We start from the raw sequence: 12946 nt of genomic DNA, 5'->3' as shown, positions 1-12946 counted from the left end.
TCTTATGGTAAAGTTTTCATCCTTCATGATCAATGTCCGGTATTGTACTGGTATTTCTTCAGCAGCTTCCCGGTTTCATCTTCTATTTTTTCAAGCCTTCCTGCCGTATCATATTGATAGATCACACGGATTCCCGCAGGAGGAGTCGTCATTTTCATCCTTGCCAGGGAATCATATACATAAGTGGTGATCTGATAATTTTTAAGATTGGCATTGTTTCTGAAAACATCCAAAGCATTCTGAAGATCCTGTTCTGAGATAACAGCCGCATCAGATTTTGCTATAATATCTCCCAAATACGGAAGGACCTGATCATAAGCAGCTCCCTCTACTTTAGCAATAGGCTGTGTTTTATTATAGCCCCAGATCATTGAAACAGGAATTCCGTCCTTAGTGGTATACTGCTCCGGATTCCCCCTGATATCATATCTGTTGAAAGTAACTTCGGAAGATAAAAGATTCTGAGAATCATACGATCTGACTGAAGAGGGGTATTTATTTCCCGGATTTTCATACATGGTTTCTGTTCTTGCCATTACTTTTCCGGGATCAGCAGCGTTTTTCTTCAGTACGGAAGTTGTTTCTAAAGGCTGGCCAACCATATTGGAGCTTAGCAGCTTCTGATTATTTTTCTCCAGCGCATATTGATAGGCGGTCTCCTGGATACTGCCATCAAAAGAAGTAGTGCGCTCAAGATTAGGTTTATTGTTATGGGTATTTCTGAAGATCTCATTCTTCATCTCTATTGTTCCAGAATCAAAATAACTTTTAGAGGTCACTTTATTGTTCTTGATCCATGATGTTTTTACCTGTAATGAAAGTAAATTATAGAGCGGCCCGTCAAATTCTTCTATTGTATAATCATATACATCCTCAGATATTTTTTGATTCGAGGCATTATAAACTTCTTTTTTATCAAGGAGACCTTCGCGGGTAAGATTGTAATGAGGCCAGAAATCTCCCTGCTGAGGATAAGCATCCGGTGCTTTAAAATAATATTTGGTATACCCCATATTATTGCCCCTGGAAACTTTTACATTTTTATAAATTCTGGTATCTCCCACCGGAAATCCACTGGAAACCCCGGCATCATCAAACTTATTATATTCGTATTCTTCTATTTTCGCAGGTGCAGGAGGATTGACAGCATCTATGGCAGAAGCGTTATAATATTTGATATTTTTAATCCTTGCAGGACCTGTCATCTGGCGTTCTTTAATAATGACCTGAACAGCCGGACCGTCTCCCTCACGCCATATATGAACAAGAGCGGGATCATTTAATGTAGTAGTAGGGCATGACATATCATTACAATATAAATCAAGATAATACTCCCCAGGTTCAAATGTTCTGCTTTGCACATATTCAAAACCAGGGACAGGTTCTATCGGTTCCCCTAAACCATGCGAAATCACATAGGAGCCTCCCTGTTTTTTCCAGAATTGTATAGCCCATGGAAAAGCCGCTACCTGCCCAATCCCCGAAGCATCTATATCAAGAGTTTTGGTATCTGTTAAGGTGAACGCATATTTTCTTTGCCCATTGGCTCTTGTAAATGAAATATCTGTGAGAAGTACTTTAGGAATGGGAAGCGTTTCTGTTCTTTCAGTATCCATCGTCGGAAAACCAAAATTATATTCAATCATTCCGCGTGTTGGTAACTGAATTCTTTTCAGTTCAGAAATACCACTATTCACCGGCTGGTTATTTTGATCAGTATAGAATATATTCTCATAAGTAAATGCATATTTTTCAATGACAGCTCCGTTCTGGTCTACCTGGCTGAAGGAATTCAAATACCGCCGGAGTGCCGGAGACCCACTGGCAGGCTTATAAGAATAATCGAACGTATATTTCTTTACAAATACATTATTTGCAGTCTTTAATACAATATTGGTAATGGCAAATATATCATTGTATTCAGCGTATTCTTCATTTCTGTCATAATTAATTTCTATAATTCCCCGCCCTTTTACTTCTATACGGCTTAGTTTATTGGATTCTGTATCGGTAATCTGATTTCCTGAACCGGGAGCATATTTCAGATCCCGTAAATAAGTATACTTTACCAGTTCCTGACCATTTTCGTCAAGAACAGAGGAAAGATAAAAAGCACTTCTGTATTTCTGATCAGCATATTGAGCCCCGAAAGGACGCTCGAATTTCCATACCGTCATCTGGTTAATATCATAATCCCTGAAAATATATTGAGTTCCCGTTTCACTTGTTATCGTAAAGGAGTTTAAAATAAGAGTTGCCTGATTGGCATTGCGTTGATATTCTACTTTAGAGGTATAGGGGGTAAGCTTTACAACACTAAACGTATTATTGGCAATATCCCTGACTATCTTAAATTTTCCCGATTCTTCAGGAGTACTGAAATTATAAATATCATTAAATTCATTTTTGATATAATGACTATAACTGCTATCATCAAATGATTCGTCAAAGTCTCCCACGATCTCCCGGGAAACAACACCGCCTCCTAAAAACGACCATCCTCTTCCTACCTCACTCACCCATTCATCATTCAGGGTATTCCCTGCATGATAACTAATTCCTAAGTTGATGCTAACCGGCTTATTACCCGTTCCAAGGCTAAATAACGGATAAGAAATATCCGGTATTCCGGTCTGTATCGAAACAGGCATTGTAGTGTAAGTAGACAGCCCTGCAGCAGAGGGTGTTGGACGTGTAATTTCAATATTTGCACTTTGTCCGGTATATAAAGTAAAATATAAAGTACATACCAGTAATAGCAATGTTTTTTTCATGATTCTGTGTTTTTATTTCTTAATCAGTTTCGCATTCGCCGTTTTATTGGCATCCGTTTTTATCGTCACCAGATACGCTCCCTGAACCAAAGCCTGGGTATTGATCTTGGTTACTCTGTTCTTGGTTTTCAGATTCTGAAGCTGTCTTCCACTCATGTCATACAAAAGAATATCCGCATCTTTGAAATCAAAGCCAATTTCTACATAAGCATAATCGGAGACAGGGTTTGGATAGATTTTGATATCATATTTTTCAATCAGCTGATCTACTTGTTTGTCTCCCAGCTTTACAATTTTCCAGTTTTCTTTACCCAGTTCTTCTGCACTGGTTCCGGCCAGAATGATTGAACCGTCTCTGTTGAGCTTTAAATCGGAAAGCCTTTCCTCTTTTTGTCTGGATTCTCCTTTTACGTGTTTTCTCCACTGCTCATTTCCATTCTGATCAAGATAGAGCATCCAGAAGGTCTCGTCATTGGTTTCTATTCTTCCCTCGGCCTGAGTGTAACCTCCCAACAGAATGCCTTTAGACTTCCCGCTTCCATCTTCCGTCTTCCCGCTTATCACACTCATTCCCATCAGCACATCACGGTTTCCGAAACTGTAAGACTTTTGAAATTCCTCATCTCCATTTTCCTTTAAAAAGACAAGCCAAAGGTCTGTTCCTTCTTCTATTCCTACCGTTTTGTTTCCTGATCTTTCTGATCTGGATTCGCCACCGATGACATATCCATCAGAGGTTAACGCTAATGTTCTGATATGATCATCTGCTTTACCTCCAAGGTTTTTTTCCCACTGAACCTTCAAATTTTTATCCAGTTTGATAATGTAAAAATCTCCTTCACCGTAATTTTCTGTCTGTTTTGATCCTCCAATACCGCTTCTGGAATAAATTCCGAGCAATGCACCACCATCTTTTGCTGGAATCATCTTCTCGACTTCATCCAAACCTTTTCCGCCTAAAACCAATTGCGAAAGTTCTTTTCCGTCTTTGTCTAATCTGGTAATTAAAACATCTTTGGAACCGTAACCTTTTGATGAGTTTTGGACATTTCCTGCAACAAAAAATCCTAAATCGGTAGTTTGAATCACCGCTCTTGCTTCTTCATCGGCCGGCGAGCCAATGGTTTTTTGCCAGATTTGGTCCCCAAATTCATTAATACGGATCAACCAAATATCTGATGATCCTTTAGAATCGTCTTTTTTATCCAATCCTTTTCCTGAATAAGAAGTTCCTGCTAAAAGAAATCCGCCATCCTGTGTGGTAACTGTAGCAGACAGATAATCATGGTTTTGTCCTGAGAAATATTTCTCAAAAACCAGCTCTCCCTGCTGGTTGAGTTTTACCAATCTGAAGTCGTAACCCGTGTTCTGCTTACTTCCAGCCTCCAGCTTCCCGCTTCCTGACTGTATAGAACTTCCTGTGATCAAATACTGCTGATCGATAGTTGTTGTAATCTGGCTTAAAAAGTCCTGCGTGCCGGACCTGAAATCTTTTTGCCAGAGAGTTTCCTGAGCAGATACACCCAGGAACGTGCATATTGTAAATGCACTGAGATAGATTTTTTTCATATTCGGTTTTTTAACGTGTGAATTTAAAATTATTTTTTAATTCCTGATAGGGGGAAAACCCCATATTTTCATCTGTGTCTTTACGGTAATTCTCTTTACCCCGATAGATAATGTGTTTTCGTACTATTCAATTTGTATTACATTTTGTTAATCTGTTTATTCTAAAGCAAAGCTAGCTCAGCATAGCGACAGAACGTGTCGTATTTTAAATGCATTTTCACCACCGCAAAAAAGTATCAATACATTGAAAATATCAGTGTTTTTGGGATGAATTAACAGGTCGCTCCTCCGGAGCTTTATGGGTGACGAGGACATCATTTTTTTATTAACAGCAGATCTCGATGAGACCAGATTAATCTCCACTGGAAGCTAACAGTTAACAGGACGTATTTGTTTTAAAATTATAGTTTGGAAGTAGCGACCTGCTAATTATGCGTTACATTGAGATGCTGAAAAAGGAAATCCAGCAAAAAGATGCAGCCATAGAAGCTCTGAGAAAGAGAATTGAAGAATTGGAAAAATAGTAAATCCTTCGACATGCTCAGGATGACATCGCTAATACTAAATGTTTCTGGATGTAAGAAATTGAGATTTTAATTAACTAATTATCCAATAAGCTCTTTGGCCTGTGCTAACGCGGCTTCCGTAATTTTGCTTCCGGAAAGCAGCTGGGCAATTTCGTTCAGTTTTTCTTCGCTGCTTAAAGGAATAATAGTAGATTGTGTTCTGCCGGAAATATCCTGTTTTACAACCTTGTAATTATCATTTCCTTTGGCAGCAACCTGTGCCAGGTGGGAAATAACAATCAGCTGCATATCTTCAGACATTTCTCTCATCAGGTTTCCGATTTCTTCAGCTACTTTTCCTGAAACCCCGGTGTCAATTTCGTCCAGAATCAAAGTGGGCAGTTCATCACTTTCTGCAATAATTTTCTTTACAGCAAGCATTACTCTTGATCTTTCTCCTCCGGAAATGGCCGTTTGAATCGGTTTTAAAGGGAAACCGGAATTGGCCTGGAACAACAGCTGGATATTTTCTTTTCCAAACGGATTGAAATCATCTGCGTCCTGTAATTCTATATCCACTTTTGCCTTTTCGAGACCTAGCTTTTTAAGAAGTCCTTCTGCTTTTTTAATGAAAACAGGAACATTCTTATGCCTGTTTTTTGAAAGTTTTGAAGCAAGACTCTGAAGTGTTTTTTTCTTTTGAGAAATATTTTTCTCAGTTTCTTCAATCTGCTCTTCTAATTCTGAAGCCCCTTTCTGGTCTCCGGCAAGCTGGTTTCTGATCTCAATGAGTTCACTAAGATCTGAAACATTATGTTTAAGGAATAAAGCGTTGATTTTATTATTAAGATCGGTAAGGTAGAGCAGATTTTCAGGATTGATTTCCACTCTTTCCGCTTCATGTTCCAGTTCGGAAATGATGTCTTTAAGTTCTACAAAAGTGGTTTCCAGCCTTTCATCAAGTTCAGCAAAGCTCGTAGAAACTTCGGAAATTTTAGAAAGTTTGCTGGTCGCTTCGTTAAAGAATGACAGAATTCCTATTTCCTCCTGATGAAACCTTGATAGAATCTGACCCACATTTTCGGAGATCATTCCGGCATTTTCCTGAATGGAAAGCTGGTTCTGAACATCTTCAAAATCAACATCATCAAGCTTCAGTTCTTCCAGTTCGTTGAGTAAAAATTCTTTATAATCACTTTCTTTATTGGATTCCGAAAGCTGGGTTTTTAATTTTTTCAACAACAATTTCAGCGTTTGAAACTCAGAAAATTCCTGCTGATACTCTTCAATGATCTTTTTATTTTCAGAAAGTCCGTCGATAATTTTAAACTGATATTCTGAGGTAAAAAGATTGGATGTTTCAAACTGTGAATGGATATCGATCAGTTGTGAGGAAAGCTCTCTAAGAATATCCAGCGTTACCGGTACATCGTTGATAAATGCCCGGGATTTCCCTGAAGGAAGTATTTCTCTTCGGATAATCGTCTGAAGTTCGTAGTCCAGATCATTTTCGATAAAGAATTTTTTAAACTGATTGTTAAGAGAAAACTCGGTTTCCACCACACTTTTTTCTTCAGTTTTGGCAATGGATTTTACATCTGCTCTTTCGCCTAAAATAAGTCGGAGAGCACCTAGAATAATAGATTTACCCGCCCCCGTTTCTCCGGTAATGACCTGTAAACCATTTTTCAATGATACTTCAAGGGTATCAATCAGGGCAAAGTTTTTAATGTAAATTCTCGAAAGCATTGATAATCCGGGTTATGATCCAATTTGAATTTGAACTGTAAAAATAAGTTTTTTTAATGAGTTAAGAAATCGTTTTTTGACTGTTCACTCATCCATAATGCTAACTGTTTTTAAACTTGCTCAGAAATCCTAGACTTTCCATTTATTCCACTTATTATCTATATTCTTCGGTGAAAGGATGATCATTGTTTGTTTAAGATCATTAAGAATCAGTCCTCCATTATTCCCGGAATTGAAAATATTGAAAATTTCATCGCTCTTGGTATCCATGAACAGATTAAAGAAGAACGCCTGCTGGAAGTTATTCTCATACATTTTTAATTGCATCAGTGCATCAAAAATGACTTTTTTCCCGGCAGTCTGATCCTGATTGAAAAGGTTATCCAGCCCTGCTCTGTGGTACGTATAAATAGTGGAACGTAACTGATTCCAGTTAGGGTTCATAATTTCGTTGATCAAAATAGAACGGCTTCTCGGTTCATTGATGGTATTCCAGCCCTCATAGTTCCTGTTTTGGGAATTCTGTGCAATCTGCTGCGCTTTCGCATACCATTGTGATCCTCCCATAGACTGAAAACTATCAGCATCCATACCCAGAATAACATAAATATAGAAACTGATCACGTCCGTAAGATTTTTGCCGGAGAATTGTCTTTCATTAAAAATAAGACTCTCATTTTCAATATATTCAAAAGCAAATCTCTGATCCTGAAGATTAATCAAGGGAGACTCGTAGGTGGTATTATAAACAGGTCTTACTGCCTGAATAACAATAGTTCCTTTGAATTTATTCACGTCTCTTTCAGAAATAACAATAGAAAAAGCACATTTTATTTTTTCAAAATTCTGAAGCTTTTTGCCTGTCCAGCTTGTATTATTGATAAAGTCCCGGAGGCTTTTTTCCAATGCTTTATAGGCCTGCTGATTACTTCCTCCCAACTGATTGGAGTTCACCTGTACCGTGGACAGCAGCTCCTGAGAAAAACTTTGGGTGTATAGAAATAACAGAAAAAATAAACTTATAATTTTTTTCATTGTCTATTAAAAATTGAGAACGGAAATTTATTAAAATTATTTTAAAAGTTGAGTCTCAACAAAATTGAGAATATCTTTCGCTACATCATCCTTGGATTTCAAATTAAATTCCTTCTTCTCTGTTTTGGTAAATATTTTGATTTTATTGGTGTCATTCTTAAAACCGGCTCCTTCATCACGCAAGGAATTGAGTACGATCATATCCAAATTTTTCTTTTCCAGTTTTCCTTTGGCATTTTCTTCTTCATTTTGTGTTTCCAGTGCAAATCCTACCAAAAACTGATGGGTCTTCCTTTCTCCCATTATTTTAAGAATATCCGGATTTTTTACCAGCTCTATAGTCAGATTTTCATCATTTTTCTTGATCTTTTCCTGAGCCACTTCTTTAGGTGCATAATCTGCTACTGCCGCACTGGCAATTCCGATGTCTATTGTATCGTAAAATTCAAATACTTTGTCCAGCATTTCTTTGGCTGAAGTCACTTTATGAAGTTCAACATCCGGGTTGTTGAGGGTTTGAACACTCGGTCCTGAAATCAGTATTACTTTTGCTCCACGTTTTGAAGCTTCTTCTGCCAGAGAAAACCCCATTTTACCGGACGAATGGTTTCCAATAAATCGTACAGGATCTATCGCCTCATAGGTTGGTCCTGCAGTGATTAAAACTGTTTTTCCTTCAAGGCTTCGGGATTGGATATCAGAATTAAAATAATGCTCAACAGCATTAAAAATTGTTGCCGGCTCTGCCATTCTTCCCTGCCCGATAAGACCGCTGGCCAGCTCTCCGCTTTCCGCAGGAATAATACTATGCCCAAAGCTTTCTGCCAGCTCCAGATTATTTTTTGTAGACGGATGTGCGTACATATCAAGGTCCATTGCTGGTGCAATGAATACCGGACATTTCGCGGACATATACGTTGCTATAACGAGATTATCACACATCCCATGAACCATTTTAGACAGTGTATTGGCTGTGCATGGAGCTACAATCATAACATCCGCCCACAGAGCCATTTCCACATGGCTGTTCCATGTTCCGTTATCACTGTAAAAGTCTGAATACACCGGTTTTCTGGATAATGTAGACAGGCTTAGCTTTGTTACAAAATTTTCTGCATCAGGAGTCATAATAACCTGTACTTCGGCACCTTTCTTCACAAAATCCCTGATGAGAAAGTGGATTTTATAAGCCGCAATTCCTCCGGAGACAGCGATAAGTATTTTTTTACCGGAAACACTCATTGAGTTCTAATTTTTTGAAACACTAAAGTACTTATTTTTTCCCACACAATCAGGTTTTAAAACAACAAAAGGTCATAAAAGAAGTGAATTCCTTTATGACCTTAATTTATTAAAATACAGAAGATTACTTTCTTTCTTCTGTTTTTCTGAAATAGACATCATCATTTAACCATTCTTCAATAGCAATTGAAGTTGGCTTAGGAAGCTTTTCGTAATGTTTAGAGATCTCAATTTGTTCTCTGTTTTCGAAAACTTCTTCTAATGTAGAATTGTGAACAGCAAACTCATCCAATTTGTTGTGAAGTTCCGTACGGATCTCCGCATTGATCTGCTCTGCTCTCTTTCCCATGATAACAATAGCTTCATAGATTGAACCTACTTTATCTTCAATCTTATCTTTATCGTAAGTAATTGTATTTACTTCTGCTTTTGTATCTTTTACACTCATTTTGAGAAAATTATTTTTATTTTAAGATGGCAAATTTACGAATTATCTTTGAATTTTGAAAGTCGCTGCAGGAGGAGGGGTCTTAAGTGCTGCACTGTCCCTCTGTAACTGCATTGCTTTCTTTTCATTGCTGATCTGATCTTTGATCTGCTGGTCAGCTTTATTCTTATCTGCCAGTTTTTCAGCTTCTTTTTTCTGTCTTGCAGTTAAAGCTGCCATTCTTGCTTCAGTTTGTTTTTTAACAACTGCGAAGTTTTGTTTTTCTTTTTCCAGCTTTTCTCTAAGATCTGCTGCAGTTTTAGAATATTCTGTGTTAGGAAGCTCTTTCTCTACCAGCTTTGTGTAAGTAAGTGCACTCTCAATACGTTCATCTTTTAGATTATATACAGATTTCATCGCCAGTTCATAACGTGATTTCATGATATAGTCATAAATTTTTGAACGAAGTTTTGTACTTGGAAAATCTTCCAAAACATTATCAAAAGCTACATTTGCTGCTTTATACTCACCCATTTTGTAGTATTGTCTTCCGTTTTCATAAGCTTTAAATTCAAGCTTATAAGACAATTCATCAATTAACTGGCTGATATTTTTAGATCTTTCGGAATTAGGATAATTGTTCAGGAATTCCTGAAGCTCATTGATCGCTAATTCTGTACTTGACTGATCCAGGTTATAATCCATAGAACCTTCATAATAGCATAGGGCAGACATATATGCTGCTTCTTCTGCTCTGGGGTCTTTTGGAAAACTTACTGCGAAATTTTTAAATTGGTGGCCTGCCAGTTTATAACTTTTGTCATAATAGTTGGCATAAGCTGTGTTGAAACCTACATTAGGAAAATCATCTGTTCCTGCCACAAGATTGGCAAGTCTGTCGTAAAGTGCCAATGCATTTTTCCACTTTTTCTTGGCAAAATTTTCATTAGCTGCCTTTAAGATAAATTCTTTATCAGCACTTCTCATTGCTCTTTCCTGCTGGCTTACGCAAGATGTAACCACTGCTACAGCAAAAAGACCTAAAATATATTTTTTCATATATAAAATTCAACAGTTTTCGGATTATACAGCCGATTTACTAATTTGCAAAAATATAACTTTTTTGCCAATAGATTTTTTTTTATGAATATTTAACGTAATTTTAGTCTGCAGCGTATCCCAAAATCGCAAAAACACTTAATAAAAGATTCATTCTCACCTTTTTCTCCGCCTCTTTGGTGTAGGTTTCCTCATTTTTACTCGGAACATACAGCTCATAAAAGTTTTTATTCCTGATCACAAATAAAGTGGATCCGATAATCATGGTAAGAATGTCTTCGGGTTTGGGTGTAAAAGTAAAAATACCGGATGCGACCCCTTTCTTAATGACTTCATCAAGTTTTTTTACAAATAACTGATAAAAATCCAGCAGTTCATCTTTCAGGTTCTCTGTATGACGGAGCTCCTGGGTCACAAAACCATGGAAATAATTATACTTGAAAAGCTGAGAAACGATATATTTAATCATTTCCCGCAATTGCATTTCCGGCTTGCCTTCTTTGATGGTATCTGCAAATTCTGAAAAGTTCTCTCTGGTCTTCAGCACCCTGTACTGATAGAGGTAAGACATCATCTTCTCCTTGGAACCGAAGTAATAAGAGATCATGGCAACGTTGATATTGGCTTTAGAGCAAATATCTCTCACAGAGGTTCCTTCGTATCCTTTTTTTGCGATAAGTTCTTCCGCAATGTCCAGTATGTGAATCTGTTTTTCTGTAAATTTTTTTTTCATGAAGTGCACTTTGAGTAAAGTTAAGAAATTTTTAACACATTTATAAACGATTGTTTAATGATTTTAGATTAAATCTTAAAAATACTTACTTTTGAATATGGAATTTTTTGATTTTCACCATCATAAAAAATATATCAGAAACGGAATTTACAATCTGAACATTGAGCAAATTCCGCCTGATTCTCCTTATTCTATTGGAATTCATCCCCAGGATATTGATGTTAACAATCTCGAACAGCAGTTCTCATGGATGAGAAACATGGTGTTTGAAAACTGTTTTGCCATTGGTGAATGTGGTATGGATTCTTTGGTTTCTATTGATCAGAAAATTCAGGAAGAAGTTTTTTTAAGGCAGATCAACATAGCCAATGAAGTCAAAAAACCTATGATTATTCATTGTGTAAGAAAATTTTATGAGGTTATTTCATTTAAAAAGAAAGCGGAACAGCCCATGATCATTCATGGTTTTAACAAGAAACAGAAAATTGCTGAAGATCTTCTTACCAATAATTTTTATCTGAGTTTTGGAAAAGCTGTTTTGTATAATTTATCTTTGCAGGACATTTTGAAAAACACTCCTTTAGACAAAATATTTTTAGAAACTGACAATGAAGACTTTAATATCGAAGAATTGTATAGTAAAGTTTCGGAAATAAAAAAAGTTTCTCTGGAGCAACTTAATGAACAAATTTTAGAAAATTTACACGGAATAAAAAATGGATAAATACTGGCTGGAAAGAACTGAACTTTTGATAAAAGAGGATGGATTGGAAAAACTGATCAGAGCCAATGTGCTTGTGGTAGGCTTAGGCGGAGTAGGTTCTTTTGCCGCAGAATTTCTTGCCAGAGCCGGCGTAGGAAATATGACCATTGTGGATGGTGACACGGTAGATATTACGAATATCAACAGACAGCTTCCTGCTTTGCATTCTACTGTTGGAAAGCACAAGGTAGACGTTGTTGCTGAAAGGCTTCTTGATATCAATCCACAACTTAATTTAACCAGGATCAATGAGTTTCTGAACCCTGAAAGAATGGACGAAGTACTTGATTCTGAAAAGTTTAATTACATCCTTGACTGTATAGACAGTGTGACCCCGAAAATCTGTTTGATGAAAGCTGCCAGAAGAAGAAAAATCAAGATTGTAAGTTCTATGGGAGCAGGAGGAAAAGTAGACCCAAGCATGGTGATGGTAAGGGATATCAGTAAAACCCACAACTGTTTCCTTGCCAGACAGGTGAGAAAAAGATTAAAAAAAGAAAAGATCAACAAAGGCATACGATGTGTTTTCTCTAATGAAATTCAAAAGGAAGAAAGCCTGAAAATGACGGACGGAAGCAATTATAAGAGATCATTCTACGGTACCATCAGCTTTATTCCTGCAATTTTCGGATTGTATGCAGCCGCTGAAGTGATTAATCATTTAGTAAAAAAGACGAAAGATTAATGCAGAACTTCAAATATCCAGGAGTGGAAAAGCTCAAAAAAAATACGGAGATCAGTTTGCTTTTTGAAAAAGGCAAATGGAGAACGAACGGAAATCTGAGGATCATTGTTCTGAAAGATAAACCTAATCTTCCGGTAGAAGCTGCAAGATTCGGAGTTTCTGTTTCTAAAAGATACTTTAAAAGAGCTGTGCACAGGAATCGTATCAAAAGGTTACTGAGAGAGTGTTATCGTCTGAATAAAGATCTTTTCAGGCAAGCCTTTGGAGAAAAAACTATGGCGATGCTGTTTTGGGTTTCTTCTGAAATGCCTCCGAAATTTCAGGATGTGGAGGCTCAGTTTATCAAGCTTTGTCAGACTAACCAGACTAAGAAAAAAGAGTGAATTCTAATTTTACTAAAATTT

11 protein-coding genes are annotated in these 12946 nt (G+C 37.1%); 3 read left to right on the top strand and 8 right to left on the bottom strand.

What is annotated here, in order from left to right:
* Window positions 1-29: 29 nt before the first annotated feature.
* The 8 genes from BW946_RS06280 to BW946_RS06245 all read right to left on the bottom strand — a co-directional run bounded on the left by BW946_RS06280 (window position 30) and on the right by BW946_RS06245 (window position 11094).
* Complete coding sequence (locus tag BW946_RS06280) at window positions 30-2774, bottom strand: hypothetical protein (protein ID WP_076595351.1); 2745 nt, start codon at window positions 2772-2774, stop codon at window positions 30-32.
* Between the two features lie 12 nt (window positions 2775-2786).
* Window positions 2787-4343, bottom strand: a complete 1557-nt coding sequence (locus BW946_RS06275) for a T9SS type A sorting domain-containing protein (protein WP_076595350.1) — start codon at window positions 4341-4343, stop codon at window positions 2787-2789.
* A 605-nt stretch (window positions 4344-4948) separates the two neighbouring features.
* Entirely contained in the window at window positions 4949-6598 is a 1650-nt protein-coding gene (locus tag BW946_RS06270) for a DNA repair protein RecN (protein ID WP_076595349.1), read from the bottom strand.
* 129 nt (window positions 6599-6727) lie between these two features.
* A complete protein-coding gene (locus BW946_RS06265; protein WP_076595348.1) occupies window positions 6728-7633 on the bottom strand; it encodes a type IX secretion system protein PorD in 906 nt (301 codons plus the stop codon).
* Window positions 7634-7669: 36 nt separating this feature from the next.
* Window positions 7670-8875: a bifunctional phosphopantothenoylcysteine decarboxylase/phosphopantothenate--cysteine ligase CoaBC gene (coaBC, locus tag BW946_RS06260; RefSeq protein WP_076595347.1), complete on the bottom strand. Its 1206-nt coding sequence runs from the start codon at window positions 8873-8875 to the stop codon at window positions 7670-7672.
* A gap of 124 nt (window positions 8876-8999) precedes the next feature.
* Entirely contained in the window at window positions 9000-9323 is a 324-nt protein-coding gene (locus BW946_RS06255) for a DNA-directed RNA polymerase subunit omega (protein ID WP_002983982.1), read from the bottom strand.
* Between the two features lie 42 nt (window positions 9324-9365).
* Window positions 9366-10361 (bottom strand): outer membrane protein assembly factor BamD, encoded by a 996-nt coding sequence (locus BW946_RS06250; RefSeq protein ID WP_076595346.1) that lies wholly within the window; start codon window positions 10359-10361, stop codon window positions 9366-9368.
* A 103-nt stretch (window positions 10362-10464) separates the two neighbouring features.
* Window positions 10465-11094 (bottom strand): TetR/AcrR family transcriptional regulator, encoded by a 630-nt coding sequence (locus tag BW946_RS06245; protein ID WP_076595345.1) that lies wholly within the window; start codon window positions 11092-11094, stop codon window positions 10465-10467.
* A 97-nt stretch (window positions 11095-11191) separates the two neighbouring features.
* Between BW946_RS06245 and BW946_RS06240 the strand changes: the two genes are divergently transcribed.
* Genes BW946_RS06240 through rnpA form a run of 3 tightly spaced genes read left to right on the top strand, consistent with a single transcriptional unit; the run spans window position 11192 to window position 12925 of the window.
* Complete coding sequence (locus BW946_RS06240) at window positions 11192-11818, top strand: TatD family hydrolase (protein ID WP_076595344.1); 627 nt, start codon at window positions 11192-11194, stop codon at window positions 11816-11818.
* Window positions 11811-12542, top strand: a complete 732-nt coding sequence (locus BW946_RS06235) for a tRNA threonylcarbamoyladenosine dehydratase (protein ID WP_076595343.1) — start codon at window positions 11811-11813, stop codon at window positions 12540-12542. Before BW946_RS06240 ends, BW946_RS06235 begins: the two co-directional genes overlap by 8 nt.
* Window positions 12542-12925, top strand: coding sequence for a ribonuclease P protein component (gene rnpA, locus BW946_RS06230; RefSeq protein ID WP_076595342.1), 384 nt, complete (start codon window positions 12542-12544; stop codon window positions 12923-12925). Before BW946_RS06235 ends, rnpA begins: the two co-directional genes overlap by 1 nt.
* Window positions 12926-12946 lie beyond the last annotated feature (21 nt).

It is taken from the genome of Chryseobacterium sp. RU33C (genome assembly GCF_900156015.1).
Taxonomy (GTDB): domain Bacteria; phylum Bacteroidota; class Bacteroidia; order Flavobacteriales; family Weeksellaceae; genus Chryseobacterium; species Chryseobacterium candidae.
This window is presented reverse-complemented; position numbering and strand designations above follow the sequence as displayed.

Coding starts and splice junctions, on each gene's coding strand:
- BW946_RS06255 (WP_002983982.1), bottom strand. CDS start 9,323: ATGAGTGTAAAAGATACAAAAGCAGAAGTAAATACAATTACTTACGAT.
- rnpA (WP_076595342.1), top strand. CDS start 12,542: ATGCAGAACTTCAAATATCCAGGAGTGGAAAAGCTCAAAAAAAATACG.
- BW946_RS06235 (WP_076595343.1), top strand. CDS start 11,811: ATGGATAAATACTGGCTGGAAAGAACTGAACTTTTGATAAAAGAGGAT.
- BW946_RS06250 (WP_076595346.1), bottom strand. CDS start 10,361: ATGAAAAAATATATTTTAGGTCTTTTTGCTGTAGCAGTGGTTACATCT.
- BW946_RS06280 (WP_076595351.1), bottom strand. CDS start 2,774: ATGAAAAAAACATTGCTATTACTGGTATGTACTTTATATTTTACTTTA.
- coaBC (WP_076595347.1), bottom strand. CDS start 8,875: ATGAGTGTTTCCGGTAAAAAAATACTTATCGCTGTCTCCGGAGGAATT.
- BW946_RS06275 (WP_076595350.1), bottom strand. CDS start 4,343: ATGAAAAAAATCTATCTCAGTGCATTTACAATATGCACGTTCCTGGGT.
- BW946_RS06270 (WP_076595349.1), bottom strand. CDS start 6,598: ATGCTTTCGAGAATTTACATTAAAAACTTTGCCCTGATTGATACCCTT.
- BW946_RS06265 (WP_076595348.1), bottom strand. CDS start 7,633: ATGAAAAAAATTATAAGTTTATTTTTTCTGTTATTTCTATACACCCAA.
- BW946_RS06245 (WP_076595345.1), bottom strand. CDS start 11,094: ATGAAAAAAAAATTTACAGAAAAACAGATTCACATACTGGACATTGCG.
- BW946_RS06240 (WP_076595344.1), top strand. CDS start 11,192: ATGGAATTTTTTGATTTTCACCATCATAAAAAATATATCAGAAACGGA.